Source organism: Pseudomonas sp. KCJK8993, assembly GCF_046230915.1.
Taxonomy (GTDB): domain Bacteria; phylum Pseudomonadota; class Gammaproteobacteria; order Pseudomonadales; family Pseudomonadaceae; genus Aquipseudomonas; species Aquipseudomonas piscis.
This window is the reverse complement of record NZ_JBJJLO010000130.1, coordinates 1-18,351: the sequence shown is the minus strand read 5'-3', so window position 1 is coordinate 18,351 and position 18,351 is coordinate 1. Positions and strand designations below refer to the sequence as shown.

25 protein-coding genes and 1 pseudogene are annotated in these 18,351 nt (G+C 64.2%); 10 read left to right on the top strand and 16 right to left on the bottom strand.

Annotated features, from left to right (window positions below; all coding sequences use genetic code 11):
- Nucleotides 1-39: 39 nt before the first annotated feature.
- Both ACK6AU_RS27890 and ACK6AU_RS27885 read right to left on the bottom strand, forming a co-directional pair.
- Nucleotides 40-222, bottom strand: coding sequence for a hypothetical protein (locus ACK6AU_RS27890; RefSeq protein WP_185701418.1), 183 nt, complete (start codon nt 220-222; stop codon nt 40-42).
- A 29-nt stretch (nt 223-251) separates the two neighbouring features.
- On the bottom strand, nt 252-536 hold the full coding sequence (locus ACK6AU_RS27885) for a hypothetical protein (protein WP_409302740.1): 285 nt from the start codon (nt 534-536) through the stop codon (nt 252-254).
- Here ACK6AU_RS27885 and ACK6AU_RS27880 point away from each other — a divergent pair.
- From ACK6AU_RS27880 to ACK6AU_RS27870, 3 genes are all read left to right on the top strand, one after another.
- Complete coding sequence (locus ACK6AU_RS27880) at nt 535-711, top strand: general stress protein (protein ID WP_185701416.1); 177 nt, start codon at nt 535-537, stop codon at nt 709-711. The genes ACK6AU_RS27885 and ACK6AU_RS27880 overlap by 2 nt on opposite strands.
- 80 nt (nt 712-791) lie before the next feature.
- Nucleotides 792-1,205, top strand: coding sequence for a CBS domain-containing protein (locus ACK6AU_RS27875; RefSeq protein ID WP_185701415.1), 414 nt, complete (start codon nt 792-794; stop codon nt 1,203-1,205).
- A gap of 89 nt (nt 1,206-1,294) precedes the next feature.
- A complete protein-coding gene (locus tag ACK6AU_RS27870) occupies nt 1,295-2,152 on the top strand; it encodes an SDR family oxidoreductase (protein ID WP_409302737.1) in 858 nt (285 codons plus the stop codon).
- A gap of 22 nt (nt 2,153-2,174) precedes the next feature.
- On the opposite strand, the gene ACK6AU_RS27865 is transcribed toward ACK6AU_RS27870, so the two are convergent.
- From ACK6AU_RS27865 to ACK6AU_RS27850, 4 genes are all read right to left on the bottom strand, one after another.
- Nucleotides 2,175-2,618 carry a DUF421 domain-containing protein gene (locus ACK6AU_RS27865; protein ID WP_185701413.1) on the bottom strand — a complete coding sequence of 148 codons (444 nt, stop codon included), beginning with the start codon at nt 2,616-2,618 and terminating at the stop codon, nt 2,175-2,177.
- Between the two features lie 8 nt (nt 2,619-2,626).
- Nucleotides 2,627-3,085 (bottom strand): hypothetical protein, encoded by a 459-nt coding sequence (locus ACK6AU_RS27860; protein ID WP_409302744.1) that lies wholly within the window; start codon nt 3,083-3,085, stop codon nt 2,627-2,629.
- A 78-nt stretch (nt 3,086-3,163) separates the two neighbouring features.
- Nucleotides 3,164-4,387: a zinc-dependent alcohol dehydrogenase gene (locus tag ACK6AU_RS27855; RefSeq protein ID WP_409302735.1), complete on the bottom strand. Its 1,224-nt coding sequence runs from the start codon at nt 4,385-4,387 to the stop codon at nt 3,164-3,166.
- Nucleotides 4,388-4,496: 109 nt separating this feature from the next.
- Nucleotides 4,497-4,718, bottom strand: a complete 222-nt coding sequence (locus ACK6AU_RS27850; RefSeq protein WP_185701410.1) for a PLDc N-terminal domain-containing protein — start codon at nt 4,716-4,718, stop codon at nt 4,497-4,499.
- Between the two features lie 194 nt (nt 4,719-4,912).
- Between ACK6AU_RS27850 and ACK6AU_RS27845 the strand changes: the two genes are divergently transcribed.
- Entirely contained in the window at nt 4,913-5,170 is a 258-nt protein-coding gene (locus ACK6AU_RS27845; RefSeq protein WP_185701409.1) for a hypothetical protein, read from the top strand.
- A gap of 42 nt (nt 5,171-5,212) precedes the next feature.
- Here ACK6AU_RS27845 and ACK6AU_RS27840 read toward each other — a convergent pair whose 3' ends face one another.
- From ACK6AU_RS27840 to ACK6AU_RS27825, 4 genes are read right to left on the bottom strand one after another with little or no spacing between them, the layout of a single operon-like run.
- Nucleotides 5,213-6,301, bottom strand: a complete 1,089-nt coding sequence (locus ACK6AU_RS27840) for a M28 family peptidase (RefSeq protein WP_409302732.1) — start codon at nt 6,299-6,301, stop codon at nt 5,213-5,215.
- A gap of 16 nt (nt 6,302-6,317) precedes the next feature.
- Complete coding sequence (locus ACK6AU_RS27835; protein WP_409302730.1) at nt 6,318-7,478, bottom strand: carboxylate-amine ligase; 1,161 nt, start codon at nt 7,476-7,478, stop codon at nt 6,318-6,320.
- A gap of 12 nt (nt 7,479-7,490) precedes the next feature.
- On the bottom strand, nt 7,491-8,471 hold the full coding sequence (locus ACK6AU_RS27830; RefSeq protein WP_409302728.1) for a methyltransferase: 981 nt from the start codon (nt 8,469-8,471) through the stop codon (nt 7,491-7,493).
- Nucleotides 8,472-8,486: 15 nt separating this feature from the next.
- Nucleotides 8,487-9,857 (bottom strand): iron-containing redox enzyme family protein, encoded by a 1,371-nt coding sequence (locus ACK6AU_RS27825; protein WP_409302726.1) that lies wholly within the window; start codon nt 9,855-9,857, stop codon nt 8,487-8,489.
- A 211-nt stretch (nt 9,858-10,068) separates the two neighbouring features.
- Between ACK6AU_RS27825 and ACK6AU_RS27820 the strand changes: the two genes are divergently transcribed.
- From ACK6AU_RS27820 to ACK6AU_RS27805, 4 genes are all read left to right on the top strand, one after another.
- Nucleotides 10,069-10,683 (top strand): Yip1 family protein, encoded by a 615-nt coding sequence (locus tag ACK6AU_RS27820; protein WP_409302724.1) that lies wholly within the window; start codon nt 10,069-10,071, stop codon nt 10,681-10,683.
- A 90-nt stretch (nt 10,684-10,773) separates the two neighbouring features.
- Nucleotides 10,774-11,277: a DUF4142 domain-containing protein gene (locus ACK6AU_RS27815; protein ID WP_409302722.1), complete on the top strand. Its 504-nt coding sequence runs from the start codon at nt 10,774-10,776 to the stop codon at nt 11,275-11,277.
- Between the two features lie 91 nt (nt 11,278-11,368).
- Entirely contained in the window at nt 11,369-11,746 is a 378-nt protein-coding gene (locus ACK6AU_RS27810; RefSeq protein WP_185701402.1) for an NUDIX hydrolase, read from the top strand.
- A 113-nt stretch (nt 11,747-11,859) separates the two neighbouring features.
- Nucleotides 11,860-12,192 carry a hypothetical protein gene (locus tag ACK6AU_RS27805; RefSeq protein ID WP_409302720.1) on the top strand — a complete coding sequence of 111 codons (333 nt, stop codon included), beginning with the start codon at nt 11,860-11,862 and terminating at the stop codon, nt 12,190-12,192.
- A 6-nt stretch (nt 12,193-12,198) separates the two neighbouring features.
- Here ACK6AU_RS27805 and cyoE read toward each other — a convergent pair whose 3' ends face one another.
- The 6 genes from cyoE to ACK6AU_RS27775 all read right to left on the bottom strand — a co-directional run bounded on the left by cyoE (nt 12,199) and on the right by ACK6AU_RS27775 (nt 17,348).
- Nucleotides 12,199-13,092, bottom strand: coding sequence for a heme o synthase (cyoE, locus tag ACK6AU_RS27800; protein ID WP_409302742.1), 894 nt, complete (start codon nt 13,090-13,092; stop codon nt 12,199-12,201).
- A 14-nt stretch (nt 13,093-13,106) separates the two neighbouring features.
- On the bottom strand, nt 13,107-13,445 hold the full coding sequence (gene cyoD / locus ACK6AU_RS27795) for a cytochrome o ubiquinol oxidase subunit IV (protein ID WP_185701400.1): 339 nt from the start codon (nt 13,443-13,445) through the stop codon (nt 13,107-13,109).
- A 1-nt stretch (nt 13,446) separates the two neighbouring features.
- Nucleotides 13,447-14,061 (bottom strand): cytochrome o ubiquinol oxidase subunit III, encoded by a 615-nt coding sequence (cyoC, locus tag ACK6AU_RS27790; protein ID WP_409302718.1) that lies wholly within the window; start codon nt 14,059-14,061, stop codon nt 13,447-13,449.
- Between the two features lie 2 nt (nt 14,062-14,063).
- Complete coding sequence (gene cyoB, locus ACK6AU_RS27785; protein WP_409302716.1) at nt 14,064-16,037, bottom strand: cytochrome o ubiquinol oxidase subunit I; 1,974 nt, start codon at nt 16,035-16,037, stop codon at nt 14,064-14,066.
- Nucleotides 16,027-16,938, bottom strand: coding sequence for a ubiquinol oxidase subunit II (gene cyoA, locus ACK6AU_RS27780; RefSeq protein ID WP_409302714.1), 912 nt, complete (start codon nt 16,936-16,938; stop codon nt 16,027-16,029). Before cyoA ends, cyoB begins: the two co-directional genes overlap by 11 nt.
- Nucleotides 16,939-17,141: 203 nt before the next feature.
- Nucleotides 17,142-17,348 carry a metallothionein gene (locus tag ACK6AU_RS27775; RefSeq protein WP_185701396.1) on the bottom strand — a complete coding sequence of 69 codons (207 nt, stop codon included), beginning with the start codon at nt 17,346-17,348 and terminating at the stop codon, nt 17,142-17,144.
- 243 nt (nt 17,349-17,591) lie between these two features.
- Here ACK6AU_RS27775 and ACK6AU_RS27770 point away from each other — a divergent pair, with 243 nt between their 5' ends.
- Nucleotides 17,592-17,903: a hypothetical protein gene (locus tag ACK6AU_RS27770; RefSeq protein WP_221775391.1), complete on the top strand. Its 312-nt coding sequence runs from the start codon at nt 17,592-17,594 to the stop codon at nt 17,901-17,903.
- Nucleotides 17,904-18,155: 252 nt separating this feature from the next.
- A pseudogene (locus ACK6AU_RS27765) lies at nt 18,156-18,351 on the top strand (hypothetical protein); the annotation flags it as partial.

The window sequence follows — 18,351 nt, the reverse complement described above, 5'->3', positions numbered from 1 at the left end:
GGTTGGATAATGGCAAACTGCTGCTGGGGCTGGGCCTGATCAAGGCTTGAGGCGTTCCCGGTCCGCAGGGCCGGGCTCGACCCGAGGTCCTGGTTGCGCCCGCCGTTGGTCCTCGCGGCAGACCCGCTGGTCGTCGCTCAAGCCCGGTCCCGGGTCCTGTTCAACCAGGCCTTGGCTCTTGCCACTCGAGGCCTGGGAACGAGTTGCGCTTCGATCTTTCATCTTCGATCTCCTGTATTGGATGCATTGCGTTACTCGATACAAGATTCCCCCAACAAGTTTGAAAACTTTTTGCTCGCATTGTTCAAATGCCAGCCAGGTGTCGACCGGGACATTAGACGAATAATGAACTTTAGCGCCGCTTGCATATAGGCCTGAAGATGAACTTGCCCTGGGCTGAAGTTGCTTGTACTGGCCCAAAACCATTCGTCGCCGCCCACCCAATCATTTCGACCTTTTAAAAACCACCGACCTCCCAATAAATGCCCGGTTTGATTACGGGCATAACTTTCCATTAGCAAGAGGTCTTCAACCATGGCTAATACCGGACATCCCAATCCTGGAAACTTTGCCAATGATCGGGAAAAAGCCTCCGAAGCAGGCAGGAAAGGCGGACAGGCCTCGGGGGGCCACAGCACCGGCGACCGGCACAAGGCGTCCGGCGCCGGCAAGCAGGGCAGTCGACGCAGCGGCGGTGGCGGCCGCAGTTGAGTGCCCGACGGGCGGGGCCACGGCCCCGCCTCTTTTTTCTCATGCGGGTCGAACAGCCCGCTGCGTATCGGGAGAAGTCGATGAAAATCCTTGAAATCATGACCCGCGACGTCCAGACCACCAGCCCGGACCACAGCTTGCGCGAAGTCGCCAGCCTGATGGCCAACATCGATTGCGGGGCGATCCTGGTCAGCAGCCAGGATCGCCTGGTGGGCATGGTCACCGACCGTGACATCGCCGTGCGCGCAGTGGCCCAGGGAATGCCCTGCGACACTCCGGTCAGCCTGATCATGAGCGGCGACATCCGCTACTGCTACGAGGACCAGGACGTAGAGGATGTGGCCCGCAACATGGCCGACATCCAGCTACGGCGCCTGCCGGTGGTCAATCGCGACAAGCGCCTGGTCGGTGTCGTGTCCCTGGCCAACATAACCCGGGCCCACGACCACGGGGCCAACAGCACCCTGTTGCAGGGCGTGACCTGCACTCACTAACCCCTATTTGAATGCCTCGCCCAGCGCCTGGCTGCCCTTGGCATGAGCCCCGGGGCAGCCGGACCTGGTCGCCAGCTGCGGAGATGCCCATGAAATCCTATCCAAGACCACCTTTTCCCGCCCAGCAGCAAGCGGTTCCCGGAGCCCAAGGGGCCATGGAGCCCTACCCTGATTGTGGCGAACAAAGCTACCAGGGCTCGGGCCGCCTGGCCGGCAAGATCGCCCTGGTCACCGGGGCCGACAGCGGCATCGGCCGGGCAGTGGCCATTGCCTTCGCCCGGGAAGGCGCCGATGTGGCGCTGGCCTACCTGGACGAGCACGACGACGCCCGCGAGACCGCGCGCTGGGTGGAGCAGGCCGGGCGCCAATACCTGCTGCTGCCGGGCGACCTGGCAGGCAGGCAGCAATGCCACGACATCGTCGCCAGGACCGTGGAGCAGTTCGGGCGCATCGATATCCTGGTAAACAATGCCGCCTACCAGATGACCCACCATGAACTGGCGGATATCACCGATGAAGAATGGGTACGGACCTTCGATATCAACATCACCGCGATGTTTCGCATCTGCCAGGCCGCGGTGCCGCACATGGCACCCGGCAGCTCGATCATCAATACCAGCTCAATCAACTCCGACGCCCCCAAACCGACTCTGCTGCCCTATGCCACCACCAAGGGCGCCATCGCCAACTTCACCGCCGGGTTGGCGCAACTGCTGGGCGCCAGTGGCATTCGGGTCAACAGCGTCGCCCCCGGCCCCATCTGGACGCCGCTGATCGTCTCCACCATGCCGCCAGAGGCGGTCAGCCACTTCGGCGAGCAGACGCCCCTGGGCCGTCCGGGCCAGCCAGTGGAGGTGGCGCCCATCTATGTCCTGCTGGCGAGCGACGAGGCCAGCTACATCTCCGGCTCGCGGGTGGGCGTCACCGGCGGCAAGTCGATCCTCTAGGCCCAGCAAGCCTGCGACGCCATCAAGGATAGGGAATGATCGAGATCTTGCCGTTGCGCTCCAGGATCGCATAGCGGATGTGCCCGATCTCCAGTACGCCCTGGCTGGAGCGGGCCGCTTCGAGGATGTCCTCTTCCACGAGCCGCGCCTGGCGCATGCGCTGGCGCAACAGCCTGCCGTTTTCCACCAGCACCGTGGGCCCGCCGTCGATCACCCGGGAAAACCAGCTCCAGCGCCGCTTGGCCAGTGACAGACCGACATCGATGGCGATCAGCGTGACGATCACCAGGACCGCGTTGGTCAGGGAAAAGTCTTCTCCCAGCAGCGCCTGCTGGGTCGCCTCGCCAATCACCATCAGCAACACCAGGTCGAAGGTGGTCAATTCGGCCAGCGAACGCCTGCCGGCGATCTTGAACAGCACCATCAATGCCAGGTAGATCGCCGCCGCCCGCCATACCGAGTCCATGAGACCACCTAGGGATAAATGAATTGCTCGAAAGTCAGGGCCGGCCCCGCTGCCAGGGCGACCCGGGTCGCATACCGCCCCGCGCCTTCGCTGCGCAGCCTCAAGTGCAACGAAGCGCGGCCGTCGGCATCCGCCAGTAGCCAGAGCCTGAGGCCCTGTCCCACCGCACTGGCCTTGAGTGGCTGGGGCAGCAGGCTCTCGACGCTGAAACCCTGCAGCAACTCCCCACCCACCTCCAGCTCAAGGGGCTGGCCGGCGCTGCCACGCATGTGCACCACCAGGCTGGCCGCGGAGCCGCCACGTAGCAACGCCTGGTAATGCACCTGTAACCTGCCGTCGGCGCTGTGCAACTGGCGCGAGCTCAGTGGCCCCTTGGAGAACAGCCCGCCCAGGGTCAGCAACACCGTTACCACCAGCACGTACCAGCCCAGGCGCTCCAGGCGCCAGACCTTGCGCTGCAGCCCCATGTACTCGCGAACCGGCTGCTGCCGGCTCTGCAACTCATCCTGTTCCACGCACGCCTCCATGACCGCCAGCGGCGGCCCTCAGACCACCAGCGCCGCGGCCCCCGGCAGTGGCTCGGGCACAGGGCGTTGCTCCAGTCCCGGCACCAGCACCACCTTGCGGCACTCGTCCTGGCCCTTATCGAACAGTTCGTAGCCCAGCGCCGCCTGCTCCAGGGAGAGCCGATGGGTGATGATCACCTCGGGCCGCAGGCGACCGCGCTCGATATGTTCGAGCAGCTCGGGCAGGTAACGTTGCACATGGGTCTGGCCCATCTTGAACACCAGTCCCTTGTCGAAGGCATCACCGAACAGGAAGCCGTGGATGAAACCGGCATAGACCCCGGCCACGCTGACCACGCCTCCACGGCGCACGGCGGCGATGCACTGGCGCAAGGCCTTGCCGCTGCTGCCCTCGAGCTTGAGCGTGGACAACACGGTTTCGGTGGTGCTGCCCTTGGCCTCGAAGCCCACGGCGTCGATGACGCCATCGACACCGCGCATGCCCGCGGTCTGGCGGATGATGGTATCGGCCGGATCGTCGTCTTCGCCGAAGTTGATCGGAATGATCCCATAGGTACGCCGGGCGTATTCCAAGCGATAGGCATGCTGGTCGACCATGAAGATCCGCTCGACCCCCAGCATCCTGGCGCAGGCCGCGCACAGCAGGCCTACCGGCCCTGCCCCGTAGATCGCCAGGCTGCTGCCCTCGCCGACGGCGGCATTGCCCACCGCCTGCCAGGCCGTGGGCAAGATGTCCGAGAGAAACAGCACTTGTTCATCCGCCAGGGTCCCAGGCACCTGGAATGGCCCGGTATTGGCCTTGGGCACCCGTACCAACTCCGCCTGGCCGCCCGGAACACCACCGTACAAGCGGCTGTAGCCAAACAACGCGGCTCCCGGCGGGATGGCTTTCTTGTTGAGGATCGCACCGCGGCCATCGTTGGTGGTCTCGCATGCCGCATACAACTGGTGCTGGCAGAAGAAGCAGTCGCCGCAGGCGATCACGAACGGGATCACCACCCGGTCGCCACGCCGCACCCGGGTCACCGCCGGCCCGACCTCCTCGACTATGCCCATGAACTCGTGGCCGAACACATCGCCATGTTCCACCGTGGGGATCTTGCCTCGGTACAGGTGCAGGTCGGAGCCACAGATGGCCGTCGCAGTGACTCGCAAGATGATGTCGTCGGGCTGCTCGATACAGGGATCGGGCAAGGTGTGCACCGTCACCTTGTGAGCGCCCTGGTAAGTCATGGCACGCATCGGATTTCCTCCTGGCCCCGACCTGGATGCCGGGGACTCTAGGCGTTAGGGGGCAGCAAAGCGGGTTGGGGTTCCTTCGCCTGCGGCGGGCAGCGGATCAATGGTCGGCCTAGCCCTTGCTGTGCTCGGGCGAGGACGGCCCCTGGGTCACGCCCCGCGGCCCGAGCACGCCCCACAGCACCAGCCCCAGCACGGGCAGCAGTACCACCAGGGCTGTCCACAAGGCCTTGCTGCCCGAGGAATTGTCGCTGCGCCATACGCTGTTGATGGCCCATAGATCGAGCAATACGAGGATCGCGCACAGGCCGATCCATAGATAACTTGCGAGCATGATGCACCTCCGGGTTGATGCTTCTTTAGGCTCGAGGCACATGTCCAGGGTTCACTGAATCTTTCATTCATGCACCCCGGCGGACCTGGCTGTGAAATAGCGAATCTTCCAGGCCGGGCAATGGTCGACTGCAGTACCGCGACTGCAAGCGGCAACCTCTATCACCCCACCTGGCGCTGCGCGGAGAGCGACGCATGGACTACCTGGATGCACTGCAATGGCCGGCCATGCTGGTGACGGTGCTCGCGGCCTGGCTGATCGGCTCGCTGCGCCCCGGACGCCGAATGACCGGTTTCATCTGCTTCATGCTCAGCAACCTGCTGTGGATCGCCTGGGGCCTGTATGCCCATGCCTACGCCCTGGTGATCCTGCAGTGCTGCCTGGGGCTGATGAACCTGCGCGGGCTGGGCAAGAATGCCCGGCAACGCGAGACCGCCAAGCGACCTGGATAAGGCTCGCCAGTACCGGGTCAGGCGGATCGGCAAGGGGCGCGGCTAGGCACGCGGCTCCAGGTATTCGGCCAGGGTGCGGGCGCAAGCGTCGATGGCGCCATCCAGGACCAGCTCATAGCCATGGGTGTTCTCGGTGGCGATCCCCAGGCACCCCGCTCGCCCGCACAGGCCGCTGCTGAGCACCGCGCTGGCATCGGAGGCGAAGTCCACCAGCAAGGCATACTGCGGCGTCAACCCGCAACGCTGCGCGGCATCGGCCAAGCCCGTGACCACCGAGCGGCTGTAGTAGCCTTTCTCATCACCGGTATTGACGATCGGATCCAGGCTCAACCGCGTCGCGTACTCTTCAAGCACCGGGCCGACCTCCACCGCGATGCTGGTATCGCATGGCAGGTGCGCGGCGGCGTACATGGCCCCGGCGTTGGATTCCTCCTCGCAAGTAGTCAGCACCAGGTACACCTCCTGTTCCAGTCGCCCGCGCCGGTCGGCGAGCAACCGTGCACATTCCAGCACCGCCGCCAGCGGCGCCCGGTCGTCCATGAAATGCGCGGCGATGGCATCCCCCACGCGCCAGGGGCTGCGCCAGTGCCGGCTCAGGACCACCCGCGTGCCCGGCCGCACGCCCTGGGCGCGCAGCTGCTGCGGGGAGCTGCGGGTAATGACGTGCACATCGCTCCAGTGCACGTTGCCCGAAACCACATCCCTGCCCTGGGGCGAGCCCGGCGTGGCATGCATCGAACCGAAGGACAACACACCCGGCAGGATCGCCTGGTCGCCGAGGATGTCCAGCGGGCACATGCCGAAGTTCACCGGGTTGGCGCCGCCCAGGGCCACCACCTGCAGGGTGCCGTCAGGCATGACCCGCTTGACCACCATGGCGATCTCGTCCATGTGCGCCATCACGCAGATTCCCGATCCGGCACATGGCGCGCCGTGGCCGGCGAACCGGCCGATGACGTTGCCCGCCGCGTCGATCCGGGTTTCGTCGCAATAGCGCCGCAGGTGCTCGACGCAGATAGCCCGGACTTCGTCTTCCTGGCCCCCCGGACCGCGAGCCAGCAGCAGGCGCTGGAGCAGCTCCGGGCAGGCTTGCGGCGCCTCGGTGGGCGATACGGCGGGTGCGGCATTCATATTGGCTTTCCTTCGTTCATGGGGCATGGATCGTTTCCGGTCCTGGATCGCGGCTTTCCTGCAGCAGCAGGTCGACCACCGCCCGACAGCGCGCCGCGCGGTCCGCTTCCTCGGGTTGGGTGCCATGGCAGCGCAACTGGCGTTCGGCACTGCACCCCTCACGCAACAGCTGACGGGCGCGTTCGAACAGCGGCTCTTCGCCCAGGGCTTGCGCCGTGGCACCAAACACCTGTTCGGCCAGGTCCAGCCATTGCCCGAGGTCCATCGGCGCCTGCTCCGGGCTCATGACATAGCGGCCCTGCGCTCCCCGGCGCCGGGCCTGGACACGGTTCTCCTTGAGCAGCCAGCGCCGGGCCTGGGTGTATTGACGGCCCACTGCGGGCAACAGGCAGGCATGCCGGACCATCACCGCGAACAGTCCGGCGAGGGTCTGGGCGTCCGCCACCCGTGGGCAGGCATCGGTCATGCGCAGCTCCAGGGTCGGGTAGCGCAACGCCGGGCGAATGCCCCACCAGGCGTTATCTTCGGCCCCCAGCGCGCCGATGCCGCGCAGTAACCGCAGGTAGTCGTCATAGGCCCGGTGATCTTGCAGGTATTCGGGGATACCCATGCGTGGCCATTCATCGCAGGCCACCTGGCGGTAGCTGAGATAGCCGCTGTCGTGGCCATGCCAGAATGGCGAGGACAGGCTCAGCGCCAGCAACAACGGCGTCCAGGGCAAGACTTCGTTCATCACCGCGATCCGGTCCACCGCTGCCGGCACCTGGGCATGTACATGCAGGCCACTGAGCACGCTGCGCCGGGCCACCAGGGCGAACTCGTCGAACAGCTGCCGAAAGTGCTCCTGAGCGGTGGCCCGTTGTTCGTGCCAGGTGGCCAGCGGATGGCTGCCGGCGCAGACGAACCCCAGGCCGTGGGCGGCCAGGGCCTGGTCCAGGGCCGAGCGTACCCGGCCCAGGTAGGCGCCAGCCTGGGCGCTGTGTTCGAACACCGGCGAGGCAACTTCGATCTGGCCCTGGAACATCTCGTGGGCAAAGTTCTGGCCAAGGACTTCGCGGCAGTCACGCAGTACCTCAGGCGGTGGCTCGGCAACCATGCGACGACTCTGAAGATCGGTGATCAGGTACTCCTCTTCGATGCCCAGGCATTGCGGTTGGCCAGGGTCGAATGCGCTCATGCCGTGCTCGCCTCAGGCCAGCCGGGTGACGGTCAGGGCCACCACGGCAATGCGCTCGACCTGTTCATAGCCGGGCTGTTCCAGCTCCTCGCCGAACACATCGGGATCCAGTTCCTGGTAGGTCCAGCCGTAGCGCTCACCTTGCAACAGCGCACGGGCGGCGTCCAGGAACGGATCGTGACCGCCGACCATCGCCACCCCGGTGTACAACAACAAGGTGCCCTGTGGCTCCAGGCGCGGCAGCGCCTGGGCCAGGATGCGCAACGACAGTTGCTCGCCCAGGGCGCCGCCGCCATGGCGGTAGGCACGCTGGCGCGGGTCTTTCATATAGGGCGGATTGGCCAGGATCAGGTCGAAGCCACCCTCGACCCCTTCCAGCACATCGCTGTGATAGACGCTCACATTGCCGGCCCCGGCCAGTTCGGCATTGATCGCGCAGAAAGCCAAGGCCCGAGGATTGATATCCAGGGCCAGCACCTGGGCCTCGGGTCGGGCACGCGCCACCAGCAGGGCGCCCGCTCCGGTGCCGCAGCCAATGTCGGCCACCCGCCGCACGGCACTGAAACGCTGTTGCAGGCAGGCTTCGATCAGGCGCGCGAAACGGTAGGTATCCGGGCCGAGGAATACCGCCTCGGCCTCATCGGTCGGATAGGCCGAGTGCACCAGCAGCAGCTCGTCCAGGCTGGACCAACGTACCGTGCTATGCAGCCGTCCGGCCTCGGCCTGGATGATCCCGGCCTGGTACAGCAGATCCAGCTCCGTGGCCTCGAACAGGCTGGCGGCGAACGGCCGCGACCAGCCGAACACATCACGCAGGTCGACGCTGCACGCGGCACTCGGGCGCCGGTTGACCCGCTGGTGCGTGGCCGGGGTCGGCGTGACGAAGCGATAACCCGCCGCTTGCAGGCGCCGGCCCAGTTGCAGCAAGGCTTGGTCGGCCTGGTGCCGGGTCGCCTGGCGCGGCGGATGGAACGATGAAGGGCGTTGGTTCATGGCAGGCTCCCGGGCTCAGCGCAGGCGATTGCGCAAATCGATGAAGGTGCGAGTGGCGAACAATCCCGCCGGCCGGCAATGCCGGGGCGCGGCCAGCCAGGGCAACAGCAGTTGCAGTTGTCGTCCGGCGTCTTGCCCGCGCAGCGCCTGGCGCAATGCCTGGGTCTCCGGATCCTGGTCGTTGCGCTCCGGCAGGCCATGGGACGGGATCCGGCGCTTGGGCGAAGGGTAGCGACCGAGATCCCAGTCGCCGGCGATCCAGTCATGCAGCAGCTGTTTTTCATAGCCGCTGAACACACCGAACATGGCCGCGCCATGCCCGTGGACCAACTGCCAGAAGCGGCTGTCCTGCGGATCCTGGTTGCGCTTGATCCAGCCCTTGTCCTGCAGGGCTTGCAGGAAGCCACGGATCTGCCCCGGCTGGTCCAGCCACTGGTTCACGCTCTTGCCATCGAAGCGGCAGTAATCGCCATGCATGTGCCGTCCCGCCAGGCGCTTGCGCTCGAGCATCGCCACCAGCTCGCGCTCCAGGTCGAATGCCTGGATCACCGCGCCAGATCCCAGACCCAGGTCGTTGAGCTGGTAGCCACGGGATACCCGACGCCAGAACTCCCCACCCTCCATGCCCACCGGCTGCAAGTCCCACAGCGCTTGCACGGCCTTGCGCGCATGCCCGCTGCTGGCATTGTCGATGGTCACGTGCAAGGTGAAGTAGTAGGGATCGATGCCCAACTCGTTCAACTCGTAGGCGCTGATCAGCAGGTGCAGGGGCAGCTGTTCATATCCCAGGTTGTAGCCCAGCACCTCCGGCATGAACGACTCGGCGCAATGGCCGAGGGCCAGCTGGATCGCCCCTTGGCGATAGTGCTCGTCGCTCAGGCCCGGGTCGCTGTCGCAGCCCTGCTCGGCCAGCAGCCTACGGTACAAGGCCACATGATTCTGCGCCGCCTCACCCTCGCCCAGCTCCTCCAGGTAGGTGCTGACCAGGCCGTCGTAGCGGTAGTCCCGCCAATGCGCCAACACCCCGTGCAACCAGGCGCCATCCACCAGCTTGGTCGGCGCCACGCCCTGCAGGAAGTACAAGGCATGGGCCTTGTTGCCGAAGAACCGCCGCCCGGCCCCCTGCCGGCGCTGGTCCAGGTAGTCGGCATACTGCCGGCTGACCGACCGGCAATTGTCCTCGACCATGGCCAGCAGTTGCCCGGGGTCGCCGGGCAGCACTTCGACCGCCGGGTCCAGACTTTGCAATTGCCGCTCCAGGAACTCCTGGCCCAGGCTGCGAGCCTGGGCATCGCCAGGGCCCAGCAGCTGGTGGTACAGGCTCCGCAAGGGGGCATCGTGGGGTAACGCCGTCGGGCTACCGTGGAAAACTTCCAGCAGACTCATGGCAGGCTCCTTGGATCAACACCAGCATCATTCGGGGGCGACAGGGTGTACGCCTTTCAAAGGCAGAGCGGCCACAGCGGCAAAAGATTCCATCGCGTTGCGCCAAGCACGGATGACCGGTGCCTTGAGGGATAAAACTTGAACCGCCGGATGCGTGCCCGCCTCCATATGCGAAGAAGTCGTGACACGGCATTCGCGTATCGGAGGTCCCATGAAATCCCACTTCGTCAAGCTACTGACCCAGCCGGAATCGGCCTGGGTCCAGATCCGTTGCGAAGAACAACGCAAGCCCCGGCAATACTTGCCCCATCTGCTGCTCTGGGCCCTGGTTCCCGCCCTTTGCCTGTTCATTGGCGTGACCCAGGTCGGCTGGAGCCTGGCCGACACCGAGCAGGTCCGCCTGAGCCTGGCCAGCGCGATGCAATTGGCCTTGCTGCTCTACCTGACCACGCTGCTGGGCACCGTGCTGATGGGCGGGTTCATTCGCTGGATGTCGCGCTCGTTCGAGGCCCGGCCGACATTCAACCAGTGCATTGGCTTCGCCGCCTACACCGCCACGCCTTACTTCATCGCCGGCATCAGCGGCCTTTATCCCAGCCGCTGGCTGGCGCTGGCCGCCCTGCTGGCGGCCAGTGCCCATGCCAGCTACCTGCTGCTGGTGGGCCTGCCGAAGTTCATGTACCTGAACCAGGAACGCGGACGTTTGTATGCGGCCTCGGTCTGGGGCGTGGGCCTGCTGGTGCTGGTGACCATCCTGGTGAGCATGATCCTGTTCTGGTTCAACGTGCTGGCCCCGCAATACCTGCGCCCGGTGGCCGCGCTTTGAGCAGGGAGTGGAAAAAACTAAACCATTGGCCCTGCCCCGTGCTCAACAGTAGGGCGACACCTTTGTCGTGCCCTTCCTAAGGAGAACGTTATGAACCACAAACTCATGCGCCAACTGGGGCTGTCGTTGTTGCTGACCGCCGGTGGCTGCGGCCTGGCGCTGGCGGCCGCTAGCAGCGACTTCGTCGATGAAGCGGCCCAGGGTGGCATCAACGAGGTGGAGAGCGCCAAGCTGGCGCTGGAGAAGAGCACCGCCACCGACGTCAAGGCCTTTGCCCAGCAGATGGTGGACGACCATACCAAGGTCAACCAGGAGCTGCTGAACCTGGCCCACAAGCTCGACATCAAGGTGCCGGACGAAGCCTCGCTGACCGCACGGGCGAAGAAGATGATCCTGGAAATGCGCGACGAGTCCTTCGACCAGGCCTATATCGACAACCAGGTCGAGGCCCATGAAAAAACCGTGGCGCTGTTCGAGAAAGAGTCGCAGTCCAAGGACGACGCCCAGCTCAAGGCTTTCGCCCAGAGCACCCTGCCCCAACTGCGCATGCACCTGGACATGGCCAAGCGCTTGCAGACCCAGCACGCCAAATGACGCTGTGGTTGCTCCGAACATCACGCAGCCATGCCGTGCGGCTGCGTGCTGCCCCGTACTGGTCCCATGACGGCTACTCGCGAAGGCAAGCATGAAACAACGCGCCACCGTGATCTGCTGCCAGGACCGGCAATGGCTGTATGTACGCAAGGCCAAAGCCGACTGGACCCTGCCGGGTGGACGTATCGAGCCTGGCGAGACTCCCGCCGAGGCCGGCTGGCGTGAACTGCAGGAAGAAACCGGGATCATTGCCCGGGACCTGCGCTACCTGATGCGCTATCACGACGGCGACTGCCTGCACCACGTGTTCCAGGCGCGCCTGGAGGAGCGACAACACCCCGTGCCCGCCAACGAGATCGCCGATTGCCGTTGGCAACGGGTCCATCGCCAGTCGTCGGTCAAGCCGCGAATCCGCCGGCTGATCGCCTCGGTCACCACGCATTACCCGGACTTGCCGGTCGACGCCTGAGTCGCCGGCCATTCGTCGAGTCCTGGGGCAAGTCGTTCAAACTTTGCCCTCCAGGGCCTTCTCCCAATCTGTAGGGGTCGCTCCGACCCTGGACACAGTACGAGGTACCTTCGATGAACACTCCAATTAAAAAACTCCTGATGGCGGTTGGCCTGGCTTGCGCCTTCAGCGGACCGATTTGGGCGGCCGGCAGTCCGAGCACCGGTGGCTCGTCTTCATCTTCCGGGGCCAGTGGTTCGGGTTCCGTCATGCCCCCCTCCGCCCTTCCCGGAGGTCCCCAGGGAGGCAACGGTGGCGATGCCAATGGCAGCAGCACCACCCCGGGCTCCGACCACGGCGGCAGCGAGAGCGGCGGTACTGGCAGCGGCAATGCAGGAGGAACAAGCGGGGGTAGCTCGGGCGGCAACGGTGGTGCGGGCTCCGGCGGTTCCGGCGCCGGTGGCTGAGACACCTTACCCGGGGGTTCGGCCGCCCAAGGCCGGTGTCCCCCCGACATCGATCGACAGTCCCGGGTGAGCCGTGGACATCATCAGGCTGCTGGCCAGGACCAGGACGATGGACCAGCCGAACATCCGCCGGGCCCAACGCCGTTCCTCGCCGTGGCCTGGTCGCGCCAAGGCGACCGCCAGCCAATAGCCGCCCAAGCCACCGATCACCAGGAACCAGGCCATGTCCATGGCTCTGCTCAAGCCCAGGGCCATGGCGCTGAGGACGAAAGCCAGGATGCCGATCACGATCTGGCGCCGACCGCGCGCCATCGTCAGGATCGGCAAGCCGGCGGCACGCAGGTCGTCGTGGCGATACAGGGCAATGGCATGGGCATGGGGAATCTGCCAGCAACAGAACATCAACAGCAGCCACAGGGCCGGTGCGTCGAAACGTGCGCTGAGCGCGCAATAGCCGATCACCGGCGGCATCGCTCCGGCCAGGCTGCCCACCGCCGTGCCGTAAAGCGAGCGCCGCTTGAACCATAGACTGTAGAGCCCCACGTAGAACAACAACCCCAGCCCCGCCAGGGCGGCGGCCAAGTCGTTGCTGCAACGCTGCAGCAGCACCAGTCCCAGGCCGGCCAGTAGCACGCCATAGCCAGCGGCCAGCCCCAGGGGGCAAGCCCGCAGCGCCATGACGCGGTGACAGGTGCGGACCATGCGTCGGTCGATATCGCGGTCGATGCAATTGTTCAACACACACCCGCCAGCCACTACCAGCGTGGTGCCCAGGGCCGTGGCCAGCAGCAATCGCGGCTGGTACCACTGCCCCCGGGAAGCGAGGAAGTAGCCGCCGAGCACCGCGATCAGGTTGCCGACCACGATCCCCGGCTTGACCAGTTGCCAGGCCATGGTCATCAGCGCGGCGATGCTCAATGGGCGAGCATGTTGTGGTGGATGCTGTTCATGATCCACAGCGAAAGCCCTACCAGTAGGAGGATCACCACCGCGGAAAAAATCAGCGCGGTGAGGTTCCAGCGCTGTTCGGTAGCGGTATCCAGGTGCAGGAAATAGCGCAGGTGGACCAAGATCTGGATCACCCCCAGCCCCACCACTGCCCACAGCGTGACGTTGCGCGGCAGGCTGGGGTACATCACCAGCGCGAACGGAATCAGGGTCAGCACCAGCGACAGGGCGAAACCGACCAGGTAGGAACGCCGGCTGCCGTGGCTGGAGCCAGCACTGCTGCGTACGGAACTCTGGGTATACATATCAGGCCACTCCAAGCAGGTAGACGATGGTGAAGACGCAGATCCAGATCACATCCAGGAAGTGCCAGAACAGGCTCAGGCAACTCAGGCGCGTGGCCTGGGTGGTGCCCAGGCCCCGAGCGTGCACCTGCCACATCAACACCAGCATCCATACCAGGCCGCAGGCGACATGCAGGCCGTGGGTCCCCACCAGGGTGAAGAAAGCGCTGAGGAAGGCGCTGCGATCCGGCCCGTGGCCTTCGCCGATCAGTTGGTGGAACTCATTGATTTCCATGACGACGAACCCCAGGCCCAACAGCGCGGTCAGGCCCAGCCAGCGCAACACCTGGGTTCGCTGGTCACGGTTCATGGCCAGCATGGCGAAGCCGTAGGTGATACTGCTCAGGAGCAGCAACAGCGTCTCGGCCAGCACATAGGGCAGCTCGAAGATGTCCATCGTCGACGGGCCGCCAGCCACGCTGTCGCGCAGCACCGCGTAGCTGGCGAACAGGGTGGCGAACAGGATGCAATCGGTCATCAGGTAAACCCAGAAACCGAAGAGGCGCAGAGAGCCTGCGTCTTCATGCCCCTGTTCATGGGAATGGGCAATGTCTTTGTCCAGGACGATATTGACCATGTTCAAGCCTCCGCCAGGTCTGCGAGCCGGGCCTTCTCGATCCGCGCCACTTCGTCGGCGGGAATGAAGTAGTCGGTATCTTCATCGTTGCTGCGCACCACCAGGGCGGCCACCGTGGCCACCAGGCTGGCCACCGCCAGCCACCAGATGTGCCAGACCAAGGCGAAACTGCAGACCAGGCCGAAGGCGCTCATGACCAGCCCGGCCGAGGTATTGCGCGGCATGTGGATGGCCCGGTAGTCGGTACGGTTGAGGGTGCTGGTGCCGCGCTCCTTCATGCCCCAGTAGGCATCGAGGTCATCGACCACCGGTTGCTCGGCGAAGTTGTACGGCGGCGGTGGCGAGGTGGTCGCCCACTCCAGGGTCCGGCCATCCCAGGGATCGCCGCTGCGGTCGCGGTTGGCCCGGCGCTTGCGCACGCTGACCCACAGTTGCAGGAGCTGGCAGGTGACGCCACAGAGGATGATGCCCACGCCGATCAGCTCGAGCATCAGCCAGGGACGCCACTCGGGGTTGTCGAAGTGGTTGAGGCGTCGGGTCATGCCCATGAACCCCAGCACGTAGGACGGCATGAAGGCAAAGTAGAAGCCCACCAGCCAGCACCAGAACGATAGGCGTCCCAGGCGGTCATTGAGGGTGAAGCCGAAGGCCTTGGGAAACCAGTAGGTCAGCCCCGCCATGTAGCCGAACACTGCACCGCCAATGATCACGTTATGGAAGTGGGCGATCAGGAACAGGCTGTTGTGCAGCATGAAGTCGGCCCCCGGCACCGCCAGCAGGACCCCGGTCATGCCGCCGATGCTGAAGGTGACGATAAAGCCCATGGTCCACAGCATGGGCGTGGCGAAACGCACGCGGCCGCGGTACATGGTGAACAGCCAGGTGAAGATCTTCACTCCGGTAGGCACCGCGATGATCATCGTCATGATGCCGAAGAAGGCGTTGACGTTGCCGCCGGCACCCATGGTGAAGAAGTGGTGCAGCCAGACGATGAACGACAAGATAGTGATGGCGATGGTGGCCCAGACCAGCGACACGTAGCCGAACAGGCGCTTGCTGCTGAAGGTCGCGGCGATCTCCGAGAACACGCCGAACGCCGGCAGGATCAGGATGTACACCTCCGGGTGGCCCCAGGCCCAGATCAGGTTGACGTACATCATCGGATTGCCGCCGGCCTCGTTGGTGAAGAAGTGCATGCCCAGGTAGCGGTCCAGGGACAGCATCAGCAAGGTCGCGGTGAGGATCGGGAACGCCGCCAGGATCAGCACCGCGGTACACAGCGAGTTCCAGGTGAACACCGGCATCTTGAACAGGGTCATGCCGGTGGTGCGCATCTTCAGGATGGTGACGAAGAAGTTCACCCCCGTGAGCAAGGTGCCTATCCCGGAGATCTGCAAGGCCCATATGTAGTAGTCGACCCCGACCCCGGGGCTGTAGCCCAGCTCCGACAACGGCGGATAGGCCACCCACCCGGTGCGGGCGAACTCCCCCACGCCCAGGGAGATGTTGACCAGTGCCGCGCCGGCGACGAACAGCCAGAAGCTCAGGGCATTGAGAAAGGGATAGGCCACATCGCGAGCGCCGATCTGCAGCGGCACCACGAGGTTCATCAGTCCGGCCACGAACGGCATGGCCATGAAGAAGATCATGATCACGCCATGGGCGGTGAAGATCTGGTCATAGTGCTCCGGCGGCAGGTAGCCCGGCCCGCCCGAGGCCGCCATCGCCTGCTGGGTGCGCATCATGATGGCGTCGGAAAAACCGCGCAGCAGCATCACCAGCGCCACCAGGATGTACATGACACCGATCCTCTTGTGGTCCACCGTGGTCAGCCATTCGCGCCACAGGTAGCCCCACTTGCGCTGGTAGGTGACGGCGCCGAGCACCCCAAGGCCGATCAGCCCGACCACCAGCAGGGTGTACATGATGATGGGTTCGCCGGTGGGCACCGCATCCCAGGTCAATTTACCGAACATCGTCCGAACTCCTTGCTTCGCCCAGGGGGTTGTCGGCGCGGGCCGCCTGGCGGGCGCTGCCACGGGCCTTGTTCATGCCTTCGTACTTGTCGACGATGGCCTGGAACAGGCCCGGTTCGACGCTGGCGTAGTGCTGGATGGGATGGCCGAGACTAGGCCGGGCCAGCACGGCGTAACTCGGGTGATCGAGGCGCAACGGCCCCTGGCGTACTCTCTGGACCCAGGCCTCGAATTGCGCCGGCGTCTGGGCCTGGGTGGTGAAATGCATGTCGGAGAACCCCGGGCCGTTGTAGTTGGCGGCGATCCCGCGGAACTGCCCGGTTTCGTTGGCGATCAGGTGCAGGCGGGTCTGCATGCCGGCCATGGCATAGATCTGCCCGCCCAGCGCGGGAATGAAGAACGAGGTCATCGCCGCGTCCGAGGTGATGGTGAAACTCACCGGGGTATGCACCGGCAAGGCCAATTCGTTGACCGAGGCGATCCCCAGGTCCGGATAGATGAATAGCCATTTCCAGTCGGTGGCCACCACCTGCACGTTCAGCGGCGGATTATCGGAAGCGATGGGTTTGTACGGATCCAGGGAGTGAGTGGTGCGCCAGGTGACGATGCCCAGTATCACGATGATCAACAGCGGCACGCCCCAGACCACCGCCTCGATCCGATGGGAACTGGCCCAGCCCGGCGAATAGCGCGCCTGCTTGTTGGTCGAGCGATAACGCCAGGCGAACACGAACATCAGCACGATGGCGGGGATCACCACCAACAGCATCAGCGCCGTGGCCAGCATGATCAGGTTGCGCTCATCGGTAGCGATCTGCCCCTTGGGATTGAACACGATCAGATTGCAACCGGACAAAAGACTGCAAGCAGCCACCCACAGGAACTTATTGATAGTTTGCACTGTGAAGTTACCCCACAGTTGATAGCCTCAAGCGGCGTAAAACATTACGCCGCACCATGATGTTATTCCTGCACAGCCGCGCGAACTTGCCATCGCAAGTTACGACCCATCAACAAGTTCAATACCCGTTGAAGTAATTTCCCGCTTCGCTAGTTATATCTTTCATGCTCGGCGCGGATTCAGGCATGGGTCTGCAGCGACGGTTAGGCGATGGAACCACCTTCTGCCTCTCCCCCGTTGGCGGCCTCGTCTTCGCAGTGACAATCGAGGTTGGTGCAGGGCTCCCCATGGGGGTGATGGTCAGCGCAGGCCGCGCAACAATAGGCCTTGCCGTCGCGTTCGAAGGGCTGCTGGGGGTCGATCGGGATGTTGCATCCAGGGCAGGCGCAGCGCTTGGTTTCATCATTCATGGGGACTCTCCTGTTGATTTTTCGAAGGTGTTCCAATCCTCTCGGGATCGCTTGGTTAACGGTTTGAATAAGTTCCCCAGGCGATGGTTTAAATATTTTTTCACCCTCTGACGAGTGGTATCGATAGCCCTATGACAGCAACTTCCCAAACCTTCCGTCGGTACTTTCATTAGCGAATTAAACACCCAGCCAAGTCCGCCCTATACTGGACGACCTGATTATCCGAAAGCAGGAGTAACCATCATGAACAGGGGCAAAGTCTATGCGGCCTGGAAAACCCAATCCCTGCCGGAAGCGAGCCATGAGCGCATGCTGGACAACGGCTGCCAGATGGATGTGCGGGCCCGCGAACTGCCTGGCGGCGACGTCGAATTGCTGGTGTGCGTATATACCGCCCAAGGCCAGTGCGTAGCCGAACGCTCGAGCCGCCTGCCCGGCAGCGAGTGGTGCCTGGAGCACGCCTTGCGCCGCGGGGTGGACCAGGCTCAACGCATCGCCGGTGGCGAATCGGGACGCTTGCACTGCATCGACCCGGCGCAGGACGAGACACTCTGAGCCCGTTGCGGCCCAAGCGATAGCGCCCCCCTGGACTCCTGGTTTCCCCGAGAGCAATCAATTTAATAAATCGATTTATCAATCGGGTTAAGCGCGCCAATACAACGATTTTTCAGATATTTATTTTTGCAGTCCGTCCCAGGGCCACCCGGTCAGATTATTACCAGTGCACGACAACGCGCATTGCCGGACCCTCGCCCGCTTAGGCGGTGGCGACACATTCCATCCACTCAAGATAAAAGGGACGACGTCATGTACAACACCCACCAGCGCTTCGAACTGCGCGCCTGCCGCACATTCGCCCTCGAACAGAACCAGCGCCTGTTCAAGCAGGCCCATGACCTGAACCAGCAGGCCTATGAGCTTTTGGAAGAAGCACAGCCGGATCTCGATACCTTCGAGCGCTACCATCTGTTGCGCAACAAGGCCGAGGAGAAGTTCCACGCTG

Coding starts and splice junctions, on each gene's coding strand:
- cyoB (WP_409302716.1), bottom strand. CDS start 16,037: ATGTTCGGTAAATTGACCTGGGATGCGGTGCCCACCGGCGAACCCATC.
- ACK6AU_RS27855 (WP_409302735.1), bottom strand. CDS start 4,387: ATGCGTGCCATGACTTACCAGGGCGCTCACAAGGTGACGGTGCACACC.
- ACK6AU_RS27840 (WP_409302732.1), bottom strand. CDS start 6,301: ATGAATGCCGCACCCGCCGTATCGCCCACCGAGGCGCCGCAAGCCTGC.
- ACK6AU_RS27870 (WP_409302737.1), top strand. CDS start 1,295: ATGAAATCCTATCCAAGACCACCTTTTCCCGCCCAGCAGCAAGCGGTT.
- ACK6AU_RS27770 (WP_221775391.1), top strand. CDS start 17,592: ATGAACAGGGGCAAAGTCTATGCGGCCTGGAAAACCCAATCCCTGCCG.
- cyoE (WP_409302742.1), bottom strand. CDS start 13,092: ATGACCATGGCCTGGCAACTGGTCAAGCCGGGGATCGTGGTCGGCAAC.
- cyoD (WP_185701400.1), bottom strand. CDS start 13,445: ATGTATACCCAGAGTTCCGTACGCAGCAGTGCTGGCTCCAGCCACGGC.
- ACK6AU_RS27880 (WP_185701416.1), top strand. CDS start 535: ATGGCTAATACCGGACATCCCAATCCTGGAAACTTTGCCAATGATCGG.
- ACK6AU_RS27820 (WP_409302724.1), top strand. CDS start 10,069: ATGAAATCCCACTTCGTCAAGCTACTGACCCAGCCGGAATCGGCCTGG.
- ACK6AU_RS27775 (WP_185701396.1), bottom strand. CDS start 17,348: ATGAATGATGAAACCAAGCGCTGCGCCTGCCCTGGATGCAACATCCCG.
- ACK6AU_RS27830 (WP_409302728.1), bottom strand. CDS start 8,471: ATGAACCAACGCCCTTCATCGTTCCATCCGCCGCGCCAGGCGACCCGG.
- ACK6AU_RS27885 (WP_409302740.1), bottom strand. CDS start 536: ATGGTTGAAGACCTCTTGCTAATGGAAAGTTATGCCCGTAATCAAACC.
- ACK6AU_RS27865 (WP_185701413.1), bottom strand. CDS start 2,618: ATGGACTCGGTATGGCGGGCGGCGGCGATCTACCTGGCATTGATGGTG.
- ACK6AU_RS27860 (WP_409302744.1), bottom strand. CDS start 3,085: ATGGGGCTGCAGCGCAAGGTCTGGCGCCTGGAGCGCCTGGGCTGGTAC.
- ACK6AU_RS27875 (WP_185701415.1), top strand. CDS start 792: ATGAAAATCCTTGAAATCATGACCCGCGACGTCCAGACCACCAGCCCG.
- ACK6AU_RS27805 (WP_409302720.1), top strand. CDS start 11,860: ATGAACACTCCAATTAAAAAACTCCTGATGGCGGTTGGCCTGGCTTGC.
- ACK6AU_RS27835 (WP_409302730.1), bottom strand. CDS start 7,478: ATGAGCGCATTCGACCCTGGCCAACCGCAATGCCTGGGCATCGAAGAG.
- ACK6AU_RS27815 (WP_409302722.1), top strand. CDS start 10,774: ATGAACCACAAACTCATGCGCCAACTGGGGCTGTCGTTGTTGCTGACC.
- ACK6AU_RS27850 (WP_185701410.1), bottom strand. CDS start 4,718: ATGCTCGCAAGTTATCTATGGATCGGCCTGTGCGCGATCCTCGTATTG.
- ACK6AU_RS27890 (WP_185701418.1), bottom strand. CDS start 222: ATGAAAGATCGAAGCGCAACTCGTTCCCAGGCCTCGAGTGGCAAGAGC.
- ACK6AU_RS27810 (WP_185701402.1), top strand. CDS start 11,369: ATGAAACAACGCGCCACCGTGATCTGCTGCCAGGACCGGCAATGGCTG.
- cyoC (WP_409302718.1), bottom strand. CDS start 14,061: ATGGTCAATATCGTCCTGGACAAAGACATTGCCCATTCCCATGAACAG.
- ACK6AU_RS27825 (WP_409302726.1), bottom strand. CDS start 9,857: ATGAGTCTGCTGGAAGTTTTCCACGGTAGCCCGACGGCGTTACCCCAC.
- ACK6AU_RS27845 (WP_185701409.1), top strand. CDS start 4,913: ATGGACTACCTGGATGCACTGCAATGGCCGGCCATGCTGGTGACGGTG.